The organism is Klebsiella sp. M041 (assembly GCF_059759695.1).
In genome coordinates this window covers 173180-194529 of record NZ_JCAXWU010000004.1, presented here as the reverse complement: position 1 = coordinate 194529, position 21350 = coordinate 173180, and the positions used below count along the sequence as shown (strand labels likewise).

Below are 21350 nucleotides of genomic sequence, written 5' to 3'. Positions count from 1 at the left end.
ATCCCGCCTGTAGTTACTGTATGCATATACAGTATATCCACCAGGGGAAAAGATCAACCGCAATTTGTCATTTTGCTGGTGGAAATTTAATCGCTTTCAGCCATCCTGACGGTACAGGTTTGCGGCTACTCGCAACACCATCCTTAACACCGGCTAATCCTTTTTCTCCTGTCTGCCAGTTGCAGCAACAGCTGCAATTTTCTGAAAGCGTCTCGCAAAACCGCATTCTGGTGGAAAAGCAGGCAAAAATCATCTTGCTGCTGTCAGGGAAGTCCCTTATGTTTTCCCTTAGCGGATCCGTTAACAACTTAAGTTTAATTACATGATTCACAAAGGAATGATCATGAGAAAACTCGTATGTCCGCGGCTCCCGCAATTTCAGGCCTGCGTCTCTCCGCTGGGTCAACTTCACTCTCGCCCCCTGTTTGGCGGCTACAGCCTTGCTATCGAAGATACCGTGTTTGCGATGGTGGCAGAGGGGAATATTTATCTAAAGGCCTGCGAGCAGAGCGCTGCCTATCGGGTAGAACACCATAATCCTTTATTGATGCTGCGCCGACACGGGCGCATCGTGCCGCTAAAGTATTATCAAATCGACGATGCCTTGTGGCGCGATGAGAAACAGCTATTCCGCTTGTCGCTGATGTCGTGGCAGAGCGCCCAGCGTGAAAAATATCGCCGCCGGTCGTCGGGACGCCTGAAGGATTTACCCAATATCAGCTTTCATATGGAATTGCAGCTGATTCACTCGGGCATTCCAGATGTGTTAGCACTACGGGAGGTGGGTGCCCGCCAGGCCTGGCTAAAGCTGCGCGAGAACAATGCTTCCCTTTCGCACAACGTCTTGCTGGCGCTGGAGGGGGCTATTGTTGGCGTTCATGCCGCCGCGCTCCCGACGCCACGGCGTCAGGAGCTTCTGGAATGGGCGTCTGCGCGCTAATGGACAACGGTTATTCCGTTTGAGCGTGTACCCGCTGCTGCAGGCGGCAGATTTCAGGCAACAGCGCCAGCAGCAGGCCAATCTGCTGTAACACCAGGGGCTCTTTACTGTCCGCGCGAGGCTCCAGATGGTGGATCCGGCTTTGCAGGCTGGTCAACGCCTTCTGCACCCGCTGTTCATCCGCTGGGGTATGATGCAGGGCATCATCCACATAGCAGACCGCATCATCGAGCAGGGCGAGGATGTCCGGCGTGGACAGTTTTTCCCGATGCGCGCCGAGAGCGGAAATGTAGCTGGTGAAGGTATGATTGAGACACAGCAGGCGAAAGGCGGTCTCGCGCTGGGCGGCATCCGCCCGTGGTTCCGTCGACAAGTTCGAGACGACGGAAGCCAGCTCAGCATCGCGGTTGTAGGCGTCACGGCGTGCGACACGGTAGGCCAGCCGGTTGTCGCGGCCCTGGTGGTACTGCTCCAGGATGGCATCCAGATAACGGCAGTTCGCGTTTAGCGCCCGGTCCAGCGCCCGCGGCAGGTTGCGGAATTTCCAGTCCGGCCAGATGAAGCTGACCGCCGCCCAGGCGATGGCGCAGCCGATCAGCGTATCAATGATGCGCGGCAGCGCGACTTCAAAACCTTCGCCAAGCAGGTTAAAGCACAGCAGCACCAGCAGCGTAATAAACATGGTGGCATGGGCGTACTGCACGTTACGAAAGGCGAAGAACAGCACGCCGGTGAGGACGATCAGCAGCAGCTGCCCTTCAACCGACGGTACCAGCAGGAGGACCGGCAGGCCGATCGCCACCCCGACCAGCGTGCCGATGATCCGCAACGCCAGGCGATGGCGGGTGGCGTTATAGTTCGGCTGGCAGACGAACAAACTGGTCAGCAGGATCCAGTAGCCGTGCTGAAGACCGGTAAACTGGATGAAGGCATAGCCGGCGCAGAGCACCAGCGACATACGCACCGCGTGGCGAAAGAGGGCTGACTCTGGTGACATATTGCGCTGCAGGCGCAGCCAGATATCGTTCAGTCCGCCGAGCCTGTCGTCGGCCAGCAGCGTCTCTGTATTACTCCCGGCGGGCGCGGTGGTTTGCACCGATTCAATCGTGGCCAGCTGAGCATCAATGGCGCGCAGGTTATTGAGTAAATAGCCAAGGGCGTTGAGCTGCTCATCGGATGCGCCGCTGGCGCGTACGCGCTCAAGTGCCGCATCGAGATGCATAAACGCCCGTTCGAAATGGGCATCATGCTGATAGGGTTCGCGCAGCAGAATCGCCCGCGACAGTTTCTGGCAGGCCTGCGCCTGCATCGAAAGCATGCGCTGGAAACGGAACATCACATCGCTGTAGCGGAACTGGTCGCGCAGGGTCTGGTACTGAATATGCGATGAGCTGGCGCGTTCATGAATATCCTGGGCCACAAAGTAATACTGCAGCGTGCGACGAGTACCACGCTGTCCCCGGTCGCCTCGTAGTCGGGTCAACAGTGAGACCTTGGTTTGGTTAAGGGTCGCCACCAGTTGGCCGTTGGCGAGGGCCAGATCGTACAGCGGCGCCTGGCTCTCATCCTCAAGGTCTGGATCAAACAGCCGGGATTTGAGCTCCAGATAGCGGGCCAGTTGCTCATAGCTACGCGCCAGGTTGTCCTGCAGTGGACGAATTGGAAAGATCAGGTGGCCGGACAACGTCAGCAGGTTGTACCACACGGCTCCCGCCAGCAGGAACAACGGCTGCAGATACCAGTGATCGTACAGCGTGACGCCGAGCATGGTGTAGATGGCGATAAGCAGGGCGCCGAAGGCAATGGTCGCATAGCGCTGTCCGAGGCCGCCAAGCAAAATAAAGCCGATGGTAGACACGGTCAGACCAAGGGCAAACAGCGGCGGCCACGGAAACAGCAGCTCCACGGAGGCGGAGGCGATAAAAAAGCAAACCAGAGTAATGGCGAGGTTGCGCAGACGGCCCGCCAGACGGTCATCAAGGTCGGTCAGCGCCGCGGCCACGACGCCGAGGGTGAGGGGGATGGTCAGTTTGACTTCGCCGATCCACCAGGGAAACAGCGTCGTGCCGCAGAGCGCAATAAAAATGCGTACGTTATAAAGCCAGGCGCTGTTCCAGGTGTAGCGGCGTAGCAGGGGGCTAATCATGTCCGTGTTCCATTCGGTTACTGAAAGCGACGACGCGCATTGGCTTCGCGTGCGGCGCGCGCGGTTTCCACAGAGACGACCCGGCGACCCACCGGCCAGAGGGCGATGGCGGCGATTTTAAAATTAGCGATCCCCACCGGGATGCCAATGATAGTCAGGCATTGGGCGATGCCGCTGAAAATATGCATCAGGCACAACCACCAGCCGAAAAAAATGAACCACAGAATGTTCAGGATGGTGCCGCCGGCGTTCAGCAGGCTGTTTTGGCGACCTGGCTCGAGCTCATCAACATGAATCGCCTCGTTACCATAGGGAAATAACGAAAGGCGAGTGATTTCCCAGCAGGAACGAGTCAGCGGCAGCGTGACGATCAGCATAATGCTGACCAGGGTGGCGAGCAGCCAGCCTAAAGTGGTGGCGAAACCGCCAAGGATAAAGTTCAAAATATTCAGAATGGTACGCATAAAGCCTCGGTTTTGCCCTGTGGATAATAAGACCTGACAATTGTAACGTTTTTTTGCGCTGGAGCACCTGGTCCGGGGCGGTTAAACTGAAAAACAATCCACCCTGATTGAAAATCGACATTATATGGAACTTAAAGCGACAACATTGGGCAAACGCATGGCTCAGCATCCTTATGACAGGGTGCAGTTACTGAATGCCGGGGTAAAGGTTTCCGGCGATCGTCATGAGTATCTTATCCCTTTCAATCAGTTATTGTCAGTGCATTGTAAGCGCGGTCTGGTCTGGGGCGAACTGGAGTTTGTGCTGCCGGACGATAAAGTCGTGCGTTTGCACGGTACCGAATGGAGCGAAACGCAGCGCTTTTATCACCATTTACACACGCTCTGGCAGCAGTGGAGCACGGAAATGAGCGATATCGCCGCCGGGGTGCTGAAGCAGCAGCTGACAGCCATCGAACGCACCCGGGCAGAAGGTAAGTGGCTGACGCGTCAGCAGGTGGCGGATGTTCAGGATAATATTCGCCATGCGTTAACCGGGCTGCCGATGCCCACCAGCCGGCTTGACGCCTTTGATAACTGCCGGGAGCTGTGGCGGGAATGTCAGCGCTGGTTAGGGGATATTGAAGCGGCGCGTCAGGCCCATAACCAGGCCTTTACCGAGGCGATGCTGGAACAGTATCGCGGCTTTTTTAACGGCGTGGAATCCTCCCCGCTCAATCCGTCGCAGGCGCGAGCGGTGGTGAACGGCGAGCGCTCCCTGCTGGTGCTGGCGGGAGCGGGCAGTGGTAAAACCTCGGTGCTGGTGGCTCGAGCGGGCTGGCTGCTGGCGCGGGGAGAAGCGGCGGCAGAGCAAATTCTGCTGCTGGCATTCGGCCGCCAGGCGGCGCAGGAGATGGATGAGCGGATCCGCGAGCGTCTGGCATCAGACGATATTACCGCCCGCACCTTCCACTCGCTGGCGCTGCATATTATCCAGCAGGGCAGCAAAAAAGTGCCCACCATCAGTAAGCTGGAAAGCGATACTGCGGCCCGCCACGCATTGCTGCTGAAAAGCTGGCAAAAGCAGTGCCAGGAGAAAAAAGCGCAGGCGAAAGGCTGGCGCCTGTGGCTGGAAGAGGAGATGGGCTGGCAACTGCCGGAGGGGGATTTCTGGCAGGATAAAAAGGTGCAGCGGCGGATGGCCAGCCGGCTTGACCGCTGGGTCAGCCTGATGCGCATGCACGGCGGCTCCCAGGCAGAGATGATCGCTGGCGCGCCGGATGCGGTACGCGATCTGTTCAGTAAACGGGTGAAGCTGATGTCGCCCCTGCTGAAAGAGTGGAAGGCGGCGCTGAAGGCGGAGAATGCGGTCGATTTTTCCGGCCTGATCCATCAGGCGGTCAATATTCTCGATAAAGGCCGCTTTGTTAGCCCGTGGAAACACATTCTGGTGGATGAATTTCAGGATATTTCGCCGCAGCGAGCCTCGCTGCTGGCCGCGTTACGCCGGCAAAATAGCCAAACCACGCTCTTTGCCGTTGGCGATGACTGGCAGGCGATTTACCGGTTCAGCGGGGCGCAGCTCTCCCTGACCACCGCGTTCAACCACTACTTTGGCGAAGGAGACTGCTGTGCGCTGGATACCACCTATCGCTTTAACGGACGTATCGGCGAAATAGCCAATGGTTTTATCCAGCAGAATCCGCATCAGTTAAGCAAACCGCTGAACAGCCTGACCGCGGGAGATAAAAAGGCCGTCACTCTTTTAGCCGACGATAAGCTGGACGATCTTCTGGATAAATTGAGCGGTTACGTTAAGCCCGAGCAGCGGATCCTGCTGCTTGCCCGCTACCATCATCTGAAGCCCGAGGCGCTTGATAAAGCGGCGACGCGCTGGCCGCACCTCCAGCTTGATTTTATGACTATTCACGCCAGCAAAGGTCAGCAGGCCGACTATGTCATTGTGCTGGGACTGCAGGAGGGAGTGGATGCGTTTCCGGCTCCAGCGCGCGAGTCGATCATAGAGGAGGCGCTCCTGCCGCAACCGGAAGATTTTCCGGATGCGGAGGAACGTCGACTGCTGTACGTGGCCATAACCCGCGCTCGTCACCGGGTGTGGCTGTTATTTAACAAGGCGCAACCGTCGCCGTTTGTCGAGATCCTGCAGGCGCTGGATGTGCCTGTGGCCAGAAAGCCGTGATCGCGGTTCGATTATTTCAGGCGCTCGGCAAGATATCGCGGATAATCCGGGATCAGAATATCGAGCGGTTGAGCGAAGTGCGGCGACTGGATAATAAAGTCAGCGGTGGAGACGTTAGTGGCGACCGGAATGTTCCAGACCGTGGCCAGACGCAGCAAGGCTTTGACATCCGGGTCGTGGGGAACGGCGTTCAGCGGATCCCAGAAGAAGATCAGCACGTCGATTTTCCCTTCTGAAATGAGGGCACCCACCTGCTGGTCGCCGCCCATCGGGCCGCTCAGCATGGCATTGACCTCCAGCCCGGTAGCCCGGGAGACCAGGTTGCCGGTAGTGCCGGTGGCGTACAAAACATGTTGCGCCAGCAGCGCCTGATGGCGAGCAACCCATTTCATCAGCATATCTTTACAGTGATCGTGAGCCACCAGCGCGATATGTTTTTGCGCAGGCAGGGTACGTGTTGTCAGTTCCATATTTTCATTCCGCATTTTGACCTGCTGACAGATTACTGAATGTGGCTGTCGCTGCAAGCATCAGGGATGAAAATTTTGCTGAATCTGCGGGTTAGCCTGGATGGCCCCCTGCTGCGGATTAGCATACACTTAGGTGAAATAGCAGGAGGAAACCATGAAAGAGAACGATATTGCCGATATCCTGACCTCGACACGGACGATTGCGCTGGTCGGCGCCAGCGACAAACCTGACCGTCCGAGCTACCGGGTCATGAAGTATCTGCTGGATCAGGGGTATCACGTTATCCCGGTTTCGCCGAAGGTGGCAGGCAAGACGCTGTTGGGGCAGCAGGGCTATGGAACGCTTGCCGATGTTCCGGAAAAGGTCGACATGGTTGATGTCTTCCGTAATTCAGAAGCGGCATGGGGCGTGGCGCAGGAGGCGATTGCTATCGGCGCGAAAACGCTGTGGCTGCAGCTGGGGGTGATCAATGAACAGGCCGCGGTGCTGGCCCGAGAAGCCGGGTTAAACGTGGTGATGGATCGTTGTCCGGCCATTGAGCTACCGCGACTGGGATTAGCAAAATAACAAAAAACCCCGCCTGGCGGGGTTTTGTTTAATTGCGAAGGCGCGGCGCCTGCAACTGCTGACGAATTGTTTTGGCCAGCTCGTCGAGGGACGGCTGCTCCGGATGTTCGTCGCGGGGTTCGCTGCTCAGCTGCGCTTCTGCCAGATAGGTATGGATGGGTTGGCCATCATCATCTTCCATCACTACATGGTACCAGGGGGCCGCGCGCAGTTCGTCATTGGCGGCAATTTCATCCTCTTCCGGTTCCGCGAGCGAGTACTCGGGATCGACATCGACGATGACGCCCAGGTAGCCCAAGAGCGTATGGCGGACCTGTTGGCCGATACCGAATTTGCTGGCTATCATAGGCACCTCCTGGGAAACATGAATACTCCCTATATGAGGCTCATGTTTCGTTTTTCAAGTTACATGACGCGACAGGCAAACCCCTTCAGATACAGCCCTTCCGGATAGGTTGCGATCACCGGATGGTCGGCAGCCTGACGGAACTGTTCTATAAATTGTACATCACGTCCGGCATCAATTGCGGAATCCGCGATGATTTTCTGAAATAAATCGGTGGTCATCAGGCCGGAGCAGGAGAAGGTCAGCAGCACGCCGCCGGGGTTCAGCAGCTGGATCGCCAGCATATTGATGTCTTTATAGCCACGGCAGGCGCCCATCAACTGGCTTTTATTTTCTACGAATTTCGGCGGATCCATCACGATGACGTCGAATTTCTCCCCTTGATCGCGGTATTTACGCAGCAGTTTGAACACGTCGTCGCGCACAAACTCCGCTTTGGACAGATCCAGTCCGTTGAGCTCCACGTTCTGGCGCGCAACGTCGAGCGCCTCCTGCGAGGTATCCACGCTGGTGACCTGGCGGCAGCCGCCCATCAGCGCCGACACCGCAAAGCCGCCGGTATAAGAGAAGCAGTTCAGCACCCGTTTGTCCGCCACATAGCGACGGGTCGCCAGGCGACTGTCGCGCTGGTCGAGGTAGTAGCCGGTTTTGTGCCCGCCCTGGATATCGACCAACAGCTTCATGCCGTGCTCAGCGATCGGCAGCAGCGCTGGCGGCAGTTCGCCCACTACCGGCCCCTGGGCCAGCTCCAGCCCCTCTTTTTTACGCACCGCGACATCGCTGCGATCGTAAATGGCGCAGTCCGGGAACAGGTTCTGCAGGGCGCTGATGATGGCGGCGCGCTGGTATTCGGCGCCTGCGCTGAGGAGCTGCAGCACGAAAAAGTTGCCAAAGCGGTCGATTGTCACGCCCGGTAGCCCATCGGACTCGCCGGCGATCAGACGGTAGCTGTCGAGGCCATCGCGCTCGGCCAGCCAGGCACGCCAGGTTTGCGCCTGCTGCAGGCGGCGTTCAAAGAAGGCGTTATCAATGGCTTCGTTGCGATCGAAGGTCCACACGCGGGCGCGGATCTGCGACGACGGCGAGTAAGCGCCGCGGGCCAGCCATTTTCCCTGATGGTCAACGATATCGATGGTTTCACCGCTGCGGGCTTTACCTTCCATGCGGGCGACGCCGCCGGAGAAAATCCACGGATGGCGACGCAGCAGGGATTTCTCGCGTCCTTTGGCTAACACTAAGCGGGGGAATAGGGAATCTGTCATGGAGCTACCTTTAAGCAACGGGAATGTCGGCACCGAAAAATGGCGCGTAGATTAGCACACCTGGCGCATACAAGCATCTTTCCCCCGCCAGGCGCGGTTGAGCGTTTCGGCACAAAATGCAGGCGCTTCAGCACATTCACCTTGCGTGGCGTTTCATACTCTGTCTTCACACCCCCAGGAGGAGAAGACGATGAAAACAGGTATGCGGATAGTTGTGGCGATGGTTGCGGCAGTGAGCAGTGGCGCGATGGCTGCGCCGTTTAGCGTGAGCAGCAATGATATGCGTGACGGGCAGCCGCTGGCCCAGAAACACTGGTTTACCGGTTTCGGCTGCAGAGGAGGCAATGTCTCTCCACAGCTGGCATGGAAAAACGCCCCGGCAGGCACGCGCAGCTTCGCGGTCACCGTCCGGGATCCTGATGCGCCTACCGGCAGCGGCTGGTGGCACTGGACGTTAGTCAATATTGCCAGCAGCGTCTCTTCTCTGCCCGCTGGCGCGGGAGATAAAAACAGCGCTACACTGCCGGGCGGGGCGGTACAGGGCCGCAACGATTTTGGCTATGCCGGCTTCGGCGGCGCCTGCCCGCCGGCGGGAGATAAACCGCATCGCTACCGTTTTACGGTGTGGGCGCTGGATATCCCCACGCTGCCGGTGAACGCCGATGCCAGCGGGGCGCTGGTGGGGTATCTGTTACACAGCCATGCTCTCGCCAGCGCCCAGTTGACGGCGACGGCCGGGCGCTAAAATAAAAGGGTGGTCGGATGGAGAGTATTCATTTTCAGCATAACGCCCTGACCGCCGCGGAGATCACCACCCGACGGCTATGCAGGCTGCATCGGGTGCGTCTGTTCGCCCCGGCGCTCTGTCGGGTAAAGCGCGGCAGCAAGGTGATTGTGCAAGGGGAGAGCCGGGTGCTGGCAACCCCGCAACAGCTGATTGTTTTGCCGGCTGACGTTGAGCTGGAGGTGATTAACCAGCCGGAGAATGGCCTCTTTTGCTCCGATCTGCTGTCGCTGACGTCCGAGCTGTTGACGGCGTTCAAGACCCGCTATGTCAGTGAACCACCGCCCGGGCGTCTGACTTCGCTCTGCGCCCCGGTGACGACTGAGCTGGCGTTTATGTGGCAAAGCGTTCTGCAGGCGGTGCGGGAAGGCTTGTCCCCCTCTCTGCAGCAGCATCAGACCATGGGCCTGCTGCTGGCCTTGCACGAGGCGGGTTATGCCGGCCCGCTGCTCGTCGAGCGGCAGCAGGATCTGTCGGCGCAGGTTCGACAACTGGTCATGCTGTCGCCAGCGCAAGCGTGGAGCGTGTCGCGGGTAGCGAAAATGCTCTTTCTCGGCGAGTCCACGCTGCGCCGTCGGCTGCAGCAGGAATCGCAGAGTTTTCGCCAGATTGTCGAGGAGGTGCGGATGGCCCATGCCCTGGGGCAGCTGCAGACCACTTCGCGGCCCATCGGGGAAATTGCGCAGAACAGCGGATATCAGTCGGGATCGCGCTTTACCGCGCGCTTCCGTCAGCACTATGGTTTACTGCCAAAGCACGTACGCTGAATGAATTTGCTATCCTCAGCGTAAAGGGTGAGCGAAAAGGAGACGATGATGGCCAGTATCTGCACGATGGCATGGGTTTACGGTTCGGTTCAGGGCGTAGGATTTCGCTATTCGACACAGCGGGAAGCGCTGCAGCTGGGATTGACCGGCTATGCCCGTAATCTGGACGACGGCGGCGTGGAAGTGCTTGCCTGCGGCGAGGCGGAGCAGGTGGAGAAACTCATCGCCTGGCTGAAAGCCGGTGGGCCGCGCAGCGCGCGGGTTGACCGAGTGTTGACTGAACCCCATCAACCCACCCGCAGCTGGGACAAGTTCGCGATCCTCTATTAGATGCACTTCACCGGCTTCGGCAGACCGGCGATTTTGGTCGCTTGTTTGGCGGGGCCTTTCGGAAACAGGCGATAGAGATAGCGGCTGTTGCCTTTCTCTTCGCCAAACTTGTTGGCCATCGCCTTTACCAGCATGCGGATCGCTGGCGAGGTGTTGAATTCAAGGTAAAACTCGCGCACAAAGCGCACCACTTCCCAGTGCTCAACGGCGAGCGTTATCCCTTCCTGCGCGGCGATGACGTCGGCCATCGCCTCGCTCCACTGGGTGGTATCTTTCAGATAGCCTTCGCTATCCGTCTCAATTTCGTTGCCTTCAAAAATAAACATAATTTTTCACATACCGCCTGAAACTGGCAGCAGTGTAGCAAAAAAAAAGGCCCCGCATAAGCGAGGCCTTTGTTAGCAGGGGAACGGTTAGTCCCGGCTGGCGAAGCCCAGGATGCTCAGCAGGCTGACAAAGATGTTGTACAGCGAGACATACAGGCTGACCGTGGCGCGAATGTAGTTGGTTTCACCACCGCGGATGATGTTGCTGGTCTCGAACAGGATGGCGCCCGAAGAGATCAGGATGAACACCGCGCTAATCGCCAGGTGCAGCGCCGGCAGCTGCAGGAACAGGTTAGCGACCATACCAATCAGCACCACGACCACGCCGGCCATCAGCATCCCGCCGAGAAAAGACATATCTTTGCGCGTCGTCAGCACGTAGGCCGAGCAGCAGAAGAAGACCAGCGCCGTACCGCCCAGCGCCAGGCCGATCAAATCGCCCATGCCGGCAGAAAGGTACGCGTTCAGCATCGGTCCAAGGATATAGCCGAGGAACCCGGTGAAGGCGAAGGCGGAAATAATCCCGGTGGGCTTATTCGCCGTTTTATAGGTCAGGAACATCAGACCGTACATCCCCACGAGGGTCAAAATCAGCCCCGGGGAAGGAAGCATCAGCACCGTGCTGGCGGTAGCGGTGATGGCGGAAAACGCCAGCGTCAGGCTGAGCAGGAAGTAGGTGTTACGCAGAACCTTGTGCGTGCTGAGCAGCGAGGAACGGTCACGCGATGATGTAATTATGCGATCCATGAGTCACTCTCTTATGACAGATGTAATTAGGTATAAAGAATAAGAAAAACAAGCGTGAAGCCCTAATGCTTTTACCCATCTTTACTTAGCTTTTGCCGCTTTTGACTAGCATAAAATTCTACATGGATTGGAAAAAGCGATATGTTTTCGCGTTTCGCTTCGGTGAGCCGATCGAAATCTTATAGGTTACTGAAAAATATTGCTTTATTGAAATTCTGCGACTAAGTGTGGAAGGGGGAATAACTCCGTACGTTAAAGGCAAAGGGAAATGACATTACATCAAAACAATCACATCACGCGAACGCTGCTGGCAGTCAGTATGATAGCAATGATCGGCGGGGCGCAGGCGGCGCAGGTGCCGCCGGGCACCCAGCTGGCGGAAAAGCAGGAGCTGGTCAGAAATAACGGCAGTGAACCAGCCTCGCTCGATCCGCACAAAGTCGAGAGCGACGTTGAAAATAATATTATTAGCGATCTCTTCGAAGGTCTGGTCAGCGTATCGCCTGCGGGGGCGGTCGAGCCCCGGCTGGCGGAACGCTGGGAAAACAAGGACAACCAGCTGTGGACCTTCCATTTACGTCCCGGTCTGACCTGGTCCGACGGCACGGCCATCACGGCGCAGGATATCGTCTGGAGCTGGCAACGGCTGGTCTCGCCGGCCACCGCCTCCCCCTATGCAAGCTACCCCGGCAATATGCATATCACCAACGCCCGAGAGATTGCCCTGGGGCAAAAGGGCCCCGAGACGCTGGGGGTGAAAGCCCTAAACGACACCACGCTGCAGGTCACCCTGACTCAGCCGAATGCTGCCTTCCTGGCGATGCTGGCGCACCCCGCGCTGGTGCCGATCGACAAAGTGCTGGTGGAGCGTTTTGCCGATAAATGGACCCGGCCAGAGCATATCGTCACCAGCGGGCCCTATAAGCTGACCCAATGGGTGGTGAATGAACGGCTGGTGGCTGAACGTAATGTGAAGTACTGGGACAATGCGCACACGGTTATCAATAAAGTCACTTACCTGCCAGTCTCTTCCGAGGCCGCCGATGTTAATCGCTACAAAGCGGGGGAGATCGATATTGTTTACACGGTGCCGATCAATCAGTTTGCGCAGTTGCAGAAAACCATGGGCGACCAGCTGGACGTTTCGCCACAGCTGGCGACCTATTACTACGAGTTCAATACCACCCGGCCGCCGTTTAACGACGCGCGCGTGCGTCGGGCGCTGAATATGGCGCTTGATAAAGATATCATTGCCGGAAAAGTACTCGGCCAGGGCCAGCGCCCGGCCTGGGTGATCAGTCAGCCGGATATTGGCGGCGTGACGCTACACAACCCGGACTATGCCAGCTGGCCGCGCGAGAAGCGGATTGCCGAGGCGAAAAAACTGCTGGCGCAGGCGGGGTACGATGAGCGGCACCCCTTGGTCTTTACCCTGCTATATAACACCTACGAGTCACATCAGCGCATCGCCATCGCCGCCAGCTCTATGTGGAAGAAAAACCTCGGCGTCGAGGTGAAGCTGCAGAACCAGGAGTGGAAGACGATGCTGGATACGATGCATACGCATAATTTTGACGCCGTCCGCTACGCGTGGATTGCCGACTACGACGATGCTGCCTCCTTCCTCAATACCTTCCGCACCGGGGATAGCGAGAACACCAGTCAGTACAGCAACCCGGCTTACGATGAGGCGCTGCACAACGCGGCGAAAGCCACCAACGTGGCGACCCGCGGCAAATACTATCAGCAGGCGGAAGATCTGCTGGCGCAGGATGTTCCCGCCATTCCGGTCTATCACTATGTGCGTACCCATTTAGTGAAGCCCTGGGTGGGCGGCTTCACGCCGGACAAGCTGGGGTACTACTACACCAAAGATATGTACATAAAGAAACTGCCGTCCACGAGCGGCGATGGGCGCTGATTTTCTGTGCGAACTGCCTGAAATTCAGACGAATAACACAGATTTGTTTGTTTTTAAGGCAGTTGAACAAAATGGTGCTTTACAGCATCCGCCGAGGTGTTTATAGTGCGCCTCACACCGGAAGTGTGGCCGAGCGGTTGAAGGCACCGGTCTTGAAAACCGGCGACCCGAAAGGGTTCCAGAGTTCGAATCTCTGCGCTTCCGCCATTTTTATGGCAAAATCAATAACTTACAGATTTTTTTTGATTCTGTCATGCATAAAGTAATGCATTAGAAGCCCGTGTAAAACGGGCTTTTTTTGTATCTAAAATCCGTGTTTTTCATCAAAAATTAATCCAGTCTTAAGCCCTTCCAGCCCAACAAAATCCCTTAAAAACAGTAATCCGATAGCAGGAAGCCTGCGATCCATTTTTTTAATCATTGGATGATTTATCACCAATCTGGACGGCTACCTGCATGACCTACTCAACTGCACTACGCGAATACTGGACAACCTATTGTTCTGTCAGTTAAAACAACTAAAAATGGTAAAACGGATAGCAGAGTTATGAAACGAAGCGAACTCAGGAAAGTACTGGAAGAATGGTTTGATGTTGAACGGTATGAAGCGATAAAGGAACTCACCCTACAGCAATTCTATGTTGAGGTTGAGCGGCGTATATTGGCCTACAAGATGTTGCTGAAACGGGATACGTTACCGCCTCTGAGCAGAGCCTTATTGGATGATTACCGCTATAAGATCCTCCGAGGCGAAATTTTGTTTAGCGGCGACACATCCACGCAGGGAGATGGGCTTGCCAGAACCTATGCAGTGGTCCCCGTAACCCGGAGCAACGCACAATTATATGCGAAAAGTTTGACACTGATTGGAACCCATCCTGAGACATCCCAGATAAGTCAGTCTGAATACATGTCGGAGTATCTGAAGGAATCCGGTATCAAAAGTCTGTCCTCAATTACCGTCGATATCTTCCTGCAAGAAGCTTCAACCGAAGACATCATCGAACACCTGAAGGTGCTCATTCCCCAATGGAAGAAACAGCTAAAAATGAACGATCCGGCTGTTCGCGAGTATCGTTTTGGCAAAAGCACGCTGAGAAAAATCATTGATTATCGACTCATCCCGATGATGGATCTCATTTTTTGGGGAGCAGATAATAATGATACCAAAATCTCACTTTCACTGATGTCATCGCTGCTGCATGAGAACAGCGAGAAGGATAGGGATGAGGGAATGCTTAAGGTGACTGACTATCCGCTGGCTATGGCGTTGCTGACAGACGAGAACTATCTGAAATCGTTTGAAGATTACATGATGGAAAACAATGTCTTAAAGGACACAAAGATTGTAGATCACGTCAAAGACGAGAAGAAGACGAAAGAAGACAAGTAAAAAAGGGTTACGTTCGCCCTGAGCGAACGTGATCACATCCATCCTCAACCATTTTTTTTCTGTTCACATTTCCCCAGTTTTTTCGAAAAACTCTTCTGCCAACATCCCTAAAACGCCATAAGCGAATTCGCTATTATTGTCCTCGTTGAAACAACAGAGGAAAAAACAAATGAGAAATGAAATCGCAGGTAAAAGATTAATCCGTGTTCCAGAAGTTCTGAGAAGAGTCGGATTTAGTCGAACCACAATGTATGAGCTTATCAAGGAAGGACGATTCCCGGATAAGGTAATCATAGGGGCAAGATCTGTAGCCTTTGTGGAAAGTGAGATTGATGCATGGATTGAAAATACCATTTCCGATTCACGCAGAAATAATAAATAACATAAAAGAGGAAGTGAAAATGAAAGTGAAAAGAATAGAAATAAATGTTAGTAATGATGATACAAAATACTTTGTTCTGAAAAGTGGCGAAGACTATGACTACTATTTGCGATGTATGTATGAGTATATGGGGGAAAGGTTCTATCATAACCTTGAAGACGATAGTTATATGGAAGGTGTTTTAAAATCAATAATAGAGAATGGTAAGAAAGATTTTAATGAGTTCTTGAAAAAACATAAATATAAAGCATCGCTTAAAAACGTATATTTTGATGAAGTGCTTGTCAACCTGAGGCAGATACATCATATGATGAGTCACTATATTTTACATACATAATCGCTGGCGTCATCTATTCGGCCCCGCAAGGGGCTAATACCAAACGAAATGAATAAAATAAGCATTTAATTATGAGGATATAAACATGACTAAAGAAAATACTATTGAAAATAGATCAACCGAACTTTTTTATGATCTTGCTTGTAGATCGTTTTCCGCAAGCTGGAATATGTTTATGGAAGTCAATGGCGATGGAGATGCCAATGACTATCTGGATGATCCGGATTTTATGAGTCCATTTATTATTTATGTGATTGACCATATTCAGAATAACTTTGAGAGATTTACCACGCAAGAAGGAAACAGCGGTGATATTAATCAGGTCAACTTTGAACAAGTAACAGCGCTGCTGGTAGGGTATTCAGAAAACTTTAGAAAGTAAGAACTAATCTTGCCCCGCAAGGGGCTAACTATAAAAAAATAAGGAAAAAAAGATGAAGAATGATATGTCAGTAATCGTAAGTATGTTATGTGAAAAAACACCTAAAGTGATGAACCTTATCCAAGAGAGCTTGGATATATTTATCGCATTAAGAGGTAGTTCAGTCGAAGAAATAATGAATGATAAGACCTTGTTAGATGATTTAAATCGTTATGTAAATGAGACACTGTATGATGAGATGGATCTGGAATATGGTTCGGTAATCATCAAGATAGTATCTAATAAATAGTATTAATACCTACTCGATATGTATCTAATATTTAACTTAATAAAAGGAATCAAGTATGAAAGAGATTATTTTAAATGAAAGTAATAAAATGAAAATAAATATTATCACAAATGTATTACAGGGATATTGCGAAACGATCTATAGTATCTCTGAAAAACAGCCTGAAACAGCCATGAATATTTTAACAGGGGAAATGTTATCAGAGATACTTTATGATGTTTTGATTGCCTGTGAAGTTGAAGACTATGTTAAAAGTGGAAGAGGTAAAGATGTATCTGATATCAATATGGATGAGTTAAAGGAAACGATTTTATACTGGCATAAAGAGCATATCATTGAGCTTGTACTGAAAAACATCAAACCGGATGATGTGGATGAACGTATTTTCTGGAAGTTAAAAATGACTGTGAATCAGTATTGAAACATGGCAATATTCCCTCGTACAGAGGGAAATAATCCTATAATGAAATGGAGATAACCAATATGATTGATGAATTCCATATTATGTATATGTATAAAAAAATCCAAGCTGAAGCGGCTACTACCGACATTAAAACACTGGAACAACTTTTGAAGAAGTTCCGTAAGGTTGTTGCTGAGCGCCGGGAAGAATACTATCGGGAGATGGGTGAGAAGAAGGCGCATAAACTCAAGATGAAAAGATTGCAAATGTTGCTTGAAAAAATGGAGAATAATCATATTTACCCAGAAGACCTCAGTTTAAAAAAAAGTGAACCATATTAGGGACTTCAAGAATATAGTCGCTATTACGTTTCATTTGTCACTCCGCCGCCCTCTGGTTTCATTTTCGGAAGGGGTGACGGCTATCCTGACACTGAGGGGATCTCCCTCCTTTTCCACTTTAGGAGGCTAATTGCAATAGCAAGTAAATAGTTACATTGTGAAATTATTTTTTGAACGTTAAGTTCTCTACCATGAAAAAGAAGCATGTTTAGCCAAGTGATTGAATGTTATGGCTTTTATTTTGTGGTGAAAAATTATCAAGCAATATATTATTTATACTTACTTACAAAAAAGGACATTTTAATTATGGCTACGGCACAAACACAATTTGAAAATTTTCATTCAAAAATACTCATGGGATACGATGATAATGAGCCACTACGTGACCGTCGGGATACTTTAATTCAGGAATTAAAAGATAAATTATCTTCAGATGTCCCTAATATGAAGTTCTTTCATCAAGGCAGTTATGCGCTACATACAGGGATTAACCCTCTAAATGGTAATCCAGATATTGATATTGGTATTATTTTTGAATGCGATCCTAATGATGAAGATTATCAAGATCCATTAAAATTAAAAAAAATTGTGCGAGATGCCCTGAATACCAAAAATAGAACGGTGAAAATCAAAAGACCCTGTGTAACCGTTGAATATCTTCGAGATGGTGAGCCGATTTATCATATTGATTTAGCATTATATAGTTGCGAGTATGGGGATAGTGATGGGCAAACCTTCCTTGCAAGAGGAAAAGAAACATCATCTGCAGAAGAAATTGAATGGCAAATATCTTCTGCTCGTGAGTTGACGGATGTTATTTTAAATAAATATACAGATTCCTCCCATAAAAAACAGTTCAGGAGGATAGTACGTTATTTAAAGCGTTGGAAAGATGAAAAGTTAGGACACAAGAATACACCAAGTATAGGATTGACCGTAGCAGCTTATGAGTTTTTTTCTGCAAATTTTGACTTTGTGAGTGGCAAAGCTCAAGATTTACTGGCTCTTCTATCATTAGTTAATTCTATGCTAAATAATTGGGGAGGAGATGATCGTCTACATATATATTTACCAGTAGAACCTTCTACAGACCTTTTTGAACGTATGTCCGATAATCAAATGAAGGATCTCAAGACAAAACTTGAGAAATTGTCTGCTGTATTGATTGAAGCTCGAGATCAACCTGATACTCATGAAGCATGTAAATTGCTAAAAGCACAATTTGGTGACGATTTTCCTGTGCCGGATAAAAGTGAAACTACGAAGTCATCTTCATCCAGTGTTGTTCCAGCAGGGCGTTCAGCTTAATGGTATGTAAATGTTCTTTTGAAGAGGCTGTATCATTCAGCCTCGAATCCTATGGTTGTAAACATATTAAGGTTGCAAAACAAAGTGGCTTTGTAACATCATGGTTTTTTTCTTTAGATTTTAAAAACTATTTATGGGATTTTGAGCTTATTTCAACTACGAATGATCTTTCTACACTTCCATCTTTGAGATGGATCAGGCCTCATAAGGTATGGGGATGGCCTCATATTAATTCTGCTGGAATCATATGTTTTGAGGATGGACAAGGTATTGAATTCGAGCCAAAAGATATAGCTGGAGTTATAACATGGGTCTTAGACGAGGGGACAAATCTACTTAAAAAATATTGGAATATGGGTAAAGCAAAAAGGAAGAGAGAGTTCTTTGATGAATTAGATGGTTATTTAAAAAGCATGGGGGTTCCAGAGGTATTACAGATTGATAGCTATGGAAATAAGGATGTAGATATAGCGTATGCTGAAGTTGAATATCCTAAAATAGGAAAGGAAAGAGGGGTCGTAAGAAGAGTTTTTAGGTCGTCGCTGAGTTACGTTCCTTCTCGGAATTCCTGTGAGAAATTGGTGGTTATGACAATAAGTTATAAGAAAATACCACCAATTACTGGTCAGGTTAATGAATCGTGGTGGAAGAAAATTTATGACCAATTATCACAAGAACAACTCTTTTTACTTGAGGGGAAACGTTGCAGAGGTATAATTTTTCGGGTTAAAAATAGTTACGGGTATTGCGAATTTTTAATTCATTGGGGGCAGGGTAAATATAATAATAAACGGTGGTTGGGTAGATTGTATCGAATTCAATTTGCAAGTTGGGAATATGTAACCCAAAGGACAGGAATACCCGCTAGTCGACAGCGTATTGCGGTTGTCGGTGTTGGAGCTGTTGGTTCAAGAATTGCAGAAATGGCATTGCTTTCTGGTGCTAGTGATATATATCTTGTTGATGATGACAAGTTTTCTGCGGATAATATGGGGCGACATTTACTTGGATTGAATTCCGTTGGTAAATATAAAGTTGACGAACTAAGTATCCATTTCAAGAGTCGAATTCCGGGTGTAAACATACATCCTTTCAGAGTTCGTGCTCAGAAGTATTTTTCTCAAGACAATAATGACTATGACATTATTTTTTTAGCGACTGGAAATTCAAGTTTAGAGAAGGGGATTATACTTCGTGCTTTCAAAGAAAAATGGAATTCAGTATTAGTTTCAGTTAGTGTTGAAGCATATGGAGTTGGTGGGCAAATTATAATAATGCACACTAATATAAAAGGGTGCTTATATTGTCTTTACATCGATAATGAAACTAATACTCTTATGCCTAACCTACAGGGAGGATTCATTGAGCCGGGACAAAAAATAAGCAAGCAACTTACTGGTTGTGGAGCATTTACGCCTTTTTCTGCGCTCAATGCAAGTAAAACTGCAATGCTAGCATATGAGTATGCTGTTTCCAAAAAATATGGTTATTTACGTTGGGCGGGCAATAATGATATTGCTATGAGTGAAGGAATAATTCTTACCCCTGCATATTTTAATATCTTTAATGAAAACACTCCCTCTTTTCTCCATTCTGAACAAATAGCTAAGAAAGGGTGCCCATGTTGCGGATAATTGAAAGTGGACAGCTAATTTGGAATATTGAAGGTATTGCCACAGGATGTTTATCAAAAAAGGTTATCACGCATTTGTTGAATTTTGTCCAAAAAGGTAGATACGCACATGAATCCGGCGGAGTTTTGTTAGGATATATTGATTCAGATACAAATGGATTACTTGTTGAAAATGCAACATTTCCGGGTTCAGGAGATTGTTCTTCGCGGACTAGCTTTTATAGAAGTTCTCGACATCAAGAAGATGCTGAAAGCTGGATAAGTTTAACTAATGGAAAAGGGACACATTTGGGATTATGGCATACTCATCCTGAACTTACGCCAACTCCGTCAGACATTGATATGGCTGATTATAATAATGTAATTAAAAATGCAACTTTAAATTCTGGTTTGATTTATATAATTATCGGCACTCAAGAATTAAAAATATGGTATGGGATTAAACCCTGTCAATTAATCCCTGTAGGGACAATTTCATTGGATAAACTATAATTTTGGAATGGCAATGAATAAACATATAAATCATTTTATCACCTCTTTAATTGACTGGTTTTTCAGAGTCAAAACTGTTCCTGCTATCCTTCTTAAGGCTGGATTACTTTGCCTTTCTTTTTCTCTGATTGGTGGGTGGGCTTTAAAAGTTAAAGTTCCATTAGAAGATGGAGATTTTATCTTTGATTATGATTCATCAGGATTTACTCCCGCCTTGATTACCTATATTACATTCGTAGTCGCGATTGGCTTGATTTTAACAAGCGCTTTGATATATATTAATGTTTATTTTCGTGAAAATAGACTTGCTGATAAGAAAAAACTCATTAGTATAGAATCAAGAGGGTTGCGAGATGGTGCTGGTGAGCCATTATCAAAATATATTCCCCAAAAAAACAAGGTTCGTCCGATAGAAATCATTTTAGATTTAAGGCAAAAGGTTGAAGACGGATTCATTGTAAAACCTGATGTGGCTATACGTAAGATATTGACTCTTCAAGAACAACTGGAAAGCCACACGTCACAGTATTCAAGGGAATATATTGAGGTTTATTTTGGAGGTTTAACCCCTGTACCTTTGAATGTATTAAATGGTATCATCTTAGATGATGAGTGCAAAATTACTATTATGGACTGGGATAGGCATTCTAGTGAGTGGAAAACTCTTGATAAAGAAGATGATGAAGAAAGATATACCATTCAAGGTGTCAAAGATGTGCAGGCAACCGATAATGAAGTGCTTTTGGTTATTTCTAGTTCATATTTAATTAATTCTTCACTAATACAAAAACAATTCCCATCTATGAAGTTAGTAACTATGTTTTTACCTGCAATAAATACTGATAATTTATGGTCGGAGATTAAGCAGGTCGAGTTAGGTAAGCAATTCTTGCATGCCGTTGCTGACCTGTCGGGGTTGGGTGTTAAAAGAATTCACCTTTTTTTGGCTGCACCTAATAGTCTATGCTTTAGATTCGGACGGCTTTATGATAAGAGAAATCTCCCGGAATTGGTTGTCTATCAATATGAAAGAAATAGTGATGTAACCTATCCATGGGGAATTTTAATGCCTGTGGCAGGAATCCAAGTTCCTGAGGTGATTCATTGTAAAAGAGACATTTAGAATTTATATGAAATTAT

26 protein-coding genes and 1 tRNA gene are annotated in these 21350 nt (G+C 49.8%); 20 read left to right on the top strand and 7 right to left on the bottom strand.

Annotated features, from left to right (window positions below; genetic code table 11):
- Positions 1 to 20 precede the first annotated feature (20 nt).
- Both AC6CWS_RS06560 and AC6CWS_RS06555 read left to right on the top strand, forming a co-directional pair.
- Positions 21 to 326 carry a hypothetical protein gene (locus tag AC6CWS_RS06560; protein WP_156835198.1) on the top strand — a complete coding sequence of 102 codons (306 nt, stop codon included), beginning with the start codon at positions 21 to 23 and terminating at the stop codon, positions 324 to 326.
- Between the two features lie 17 nt (positions 327 to 343).
- Complete coding sequence (locus tag AC6CWS_RS06555; protein WP_023289053.1) at positions 344 to 940, top strand: TfoX/Sxy family DNA transformation protein; 597 nt, start codon at positions 344 to 346, stop codon at positions 938 to 940.
- Between the two features lie 10 nt (positions 941 to 950).
- Here the strand turns inward: AC6CWS_RS06555 and yccS are convergent, their stop codons facing one another.
- Positions 951 to 3086: a YccS family putative transporter gene (gene yccS, locus AC6CWS_RS06550; RefSeq protein WP_023289054.1), complete on the bottom strand. Its 2136-nt coding sequence runs from the start codon at positions 3084 to 3086 to the stop codon at positions 951 to 953.
- 17 nt (positions 3087 to 3103) lie between these two features.
- Entirely contained in the window at positions 3104 to 3550 is a 447-nt protein-coding gene (locus AC6CWS_RS06545; RefSeq protein WP_004201437.1) for a YccF domain-containing protein, read from the bottom strand.
- Positions 3551 to 3674: 124 nt separating this feature from the next.
- Between AC6CWS_RS06545 and helD the strand changes: the two genes are divergently transcribed.
- A complete protein-coding gene (gene helD, locus AC6CWS_RS06540) occupies positions 3675 to 5729 on the top strand; it encodes a DNA helicase IV (RefSeq protein ID WP_065881814.1) in 2055 nt (684 codons plus the stop codon).
- A gap of 11 nt (positions 5730 to 5740) precedes the next feature.
- On the opposite strand, the gene mgsA is transcribed toward helD, so the two are convergent.
- Positions 5741 to 6199: a methylglyoxal synthase gene (gene mgsA, locus AC6CWS_RS06535; RefSeq protein WP_004201439.1), complete on the bottom strand. Its 459-nt coding sequence runs from the start codon at positions 6197 to 6199 to the stop codon at positions 5741 to 5743.
- A 154-nt stretch (positions 6200 to 6353) separates the two neighbouring features.
- Here mgsA and AC6CWS_RS06530 point away from each other — a divergent pair, with 154 nt between their 5' ends.
- A complete protein-coding gene (locus tag AC6CWS_RS06530) occupies positions 6354 to 6767 on the top strand; it encodes a CoA-binding protein (protein ID WP_004201441.1) in 414 nt (137 codons plus the stop codon).
- 28 nt (positions 6768 to 6795) lie between these two features.
- Here the strand turns inward: AC6CWS_RS06530 and hspQ are convergent, their stop codons facing one another.
- Both hspQ and rlmI read right to left on the bottom strand, forming a co-directional pair.
- Positions 6796 to 7113: a heat shock protein HspQ gene (hspQ, locus tag AC6CWS_RS06525; RefSeq protein WP_023289058.1), complete on the bottom strand. Its 318-nt coding sequence runs from the start codon at positions 7111 to 7113 to the stop codon at positions 6796 to 6798.
- A gap of 59 nt (positions 7114 to 7172) precedes the next feature.
- Positions 7173 to 8375, bottom strand: coding sequence for a 23S rRNA (cytosine(1962)-C(5))-methyltransferase RlmI (gene rlmI / locus AC6CWS_RS06520; protein ID WP_065881812.1), 1203 nt, complete (start codon positions 8373 to 8375; stop codon positions 7173 to 7175).
- Between the two features lie 190 nt (positions 8376 to 8565).
- Between rlmI and AC6CWS_RS06515 the strand changes: the two genes are divergently transcribed.
- From AC6CWS_RS06515 to yccX, 3 genes are read left to right on the top strand one after another with little or no spacing between them, the layout of a single operon-like run.
- A complete protein-coding gene (locus AC6CWS_RS06515) occupies positions 8566 to 9120 on the top strand; it encodes a YbhB/YbcL family Raf kinase inhibitor-like protein (protein ID WP_065881810.1) in 555 nt (184 codons plus the stop codon).
- 17 nt (positions 9121 to 9137) lie between these two features.
- Positions 9138 to 9926 carry a helix-turn-helix transcriptional regulator gene (locus tag AC6CWS_RS06510; RefSeq protein WP_065881808.1) on the top strand — a complete coding sequence of 263 codons (789 nt, stop codon included), beginning with the start codon at positions 9138 to 9140 and terminating at the stop codon, positions 9924 to 9926.
- A gap of 48 nt (positions 9927 to 9974) precedes the next feature.
- Positions 9975 to 10256 carry an acylphosphatase gene (yccX, locus tag AC6CWS_RS06505; RefSeq protein ID WP_004201446.1) on the top strand — a complete coding sequence of 94 codons (282 nt, stop codon included), beginning with the start codon at positions 9975 to 9977 and terminating at the stop codon, positions 10254 to 10256.
- On the opposite strand, the gene tusE is transcribed toward yccX, so the two are convergent.
- Together tusE and yccA are read right to left on the bottom strand one after the other, a co-directional pair.
- On the bottom strand, positions 10253 to 10582 hold the full coding sequence (gene tusE / locus AC6CWS_RS06500) for a sulfurtransferase TusE (protein WP_004201447.1): 330 nt from the start codon (positions 10580 to 10582) through the stop codon (positions 10253 to 10255). The genes yccX and tusE overlap by 4 nt on opposite strands.
- Positions 10583 to 10669: 87 nt before the next feature.
- A complete protein-coding gene (yccA, locus tag AC6CWS_RS06495; RefSeq protein WP_002898458.1) occupies positions 10670 to 11329 on the bottom strand; it encodes an FtsH protease modulator YccA in 660 nt (219 codons plus the stop codon).
- Between the two features lie 268 nt (positions 11330 to 11597).
- On the opposite strand from yccA, the gene AC6CWS_RS06490 reads away from it, so the two are divergent.
- The 13 genes from AC6CWS_RS06490 (at position 11598) to AC6CWS_RS06430 (ending at position 21333) form a co-directional block, all read left to right on the top strand.
- A complete protein-coding gene (locus AC6CWS_RS06490; RefSeq protein WP_065881803.1) occupies positions 11598 to 13250 on the top strand; it encodes an ABC transporter substrate-binding protein in 1653 nt (550 codons plus the stop codon).
- 119 nt (positions 13251 to 13369) lie between these two features.
- Positions 13370 to 13457, top strand: a tRNA-Ser gene (locus tag AC6CWS_RS06485).
- A 340-nt stretch (positions 13458 to 13797) separates the two neighbouring features.
- Positions 13798 to 14643 (top strand): DUF6387 family protein, encoded by an 846-nt coding sequence (locus AC6CWS_RS06480; protein WP_023302113.1) that lies wholly within the window; start codon positions 13798 to 13800, stop codon positions 14641 to 14643.
- Between the two features lie 169 nt (positions 14644 to 14812).
- The gene (locus tag AC6CWS_RS06475; protein WP_023302112.1) at positions 14813 to 15025 is read left to right on the top strand and encodes a helix-turn-helix transcriptional regulator; all 213 of its coding nucleotides are present in this window, start codon (positions 14813 to 14815) and stop codon (positions 15023 to 15025) included.
- A gap of 19 nt (positions 15026 to 15044) precedes the next feature.
- On the top strand, positions 15045 to 15362 hold the full coding sequence (locus tag AC6CWS_RS06470; RefSeq protein WP_023302111.1) for a hypothetical protein: 318 nt from the start codon (positions 15045 to 15047) through the stop codon (positions 15360 to 15362).
- Between the two features lie 85 nt (positions 15363 to 15447).
- Positions 15448 to 15744 carry a hypothetical protein gene (locus AC6CWS_RS06465; RefSeq protein ID WP_023302110.1) on the top strand — a complete coding sequence of 99 codons (297 nt, stop codon included), beginning with the start codon at positions 15448 to 15450 and terminating at the stop codon, positions 15742 to 15744.
- 52 nt (positions 15745 to 15796) lie between these two features.
- Entirely contained in the window at positions 15797 to 16033 is a 237-nt protein-coding gene (locus AC6CWS_RS06460; RefSeq protein WP_023302109.1) for a hypothetical protein, read from the top strand.
- 55 nt (positions 16034 to 16088) lie between these two features.
- Positions 16089 to 16454: a hypothetical protein gene (locus tag AC6CWS_RS06455; RefSeq protein WP_023302108.1), complete on the top strand. Its 366-nt coding sequence runs from the start codon at positions 16089 to 16091 to the stop codon at positions 16452 to 16454.
- 62 nt (positions 16455 to 16516) lie between these two features.
- Positions 16517 to 16777 carry an H-NS family histone-like protein gene (locus AC6CWS_RS06450; protein ID WP_023302107.1) on the top strand — a complete coding sequence of 87 codons (261 nt, stop codon included), beginning with the start codon at positions 16517 to 16519 and terminating at the stop codon, positions 16775 to 16777.
- A gap of 204 nt (positions 16778 to 16981) precedes the next feature.
- Complete coding sequence (locus AC6CWS_RS06445; protein ID WP_197718008.1) at positions 16982 to 18085, top strand: nucleotidyltransferase domain-containing protein; 1104 nt, start codon at positions 16982 to 16984, stop codon at positions 18083 to 18085.
- Positions 18085 to 19719 carry a ThiF family adenylyltransferase gene (locus AC6CWS_RS06440; protein ID WP_023302105.1) on the top strand — a complete coding sequence of 545 codons (1635 nt, stop codon included), beginning with the start codon at positions 18085 to 18087 and terminating at the stop codon, positions 19717 to 19719. Before AC6CWS_RS06445 ends, AC6CWS_RS06440 begins: the two co-directional genes overlap by 1 nt.
- Positions 19707 to 20210: a Mov34/MPN/PAD-1 family protein gene (locus AC6CWS_RS06435; RefSeq protein ID WP_023302104.1), complete on the top strand. Its 504-nt coding sequence runs from the start codon at positions 19707 to 19709 to the stop codon at positions 20208 to 20210. The genes AC6CWS_RS06440 and AC6CWS_RS06435 overlap by 13 nt, the downstream gene beginning before the upstream one ends.
- A 13-nt stretch (positions 20211 to 20223) precedes the next feature.
- Complete coding sequence (locus AC6CWS_RS06430; RefSeq protein ID WP_023302103.1) at positions 20224 to 21333, top strand: SAVED domain-containing protein; 1110 nt, start codon at positions 20224 to 20226, stop codon at positions 21331 to 21333.
- Positions 21334 to 21350: the final 17 nt, after the last annotated feature.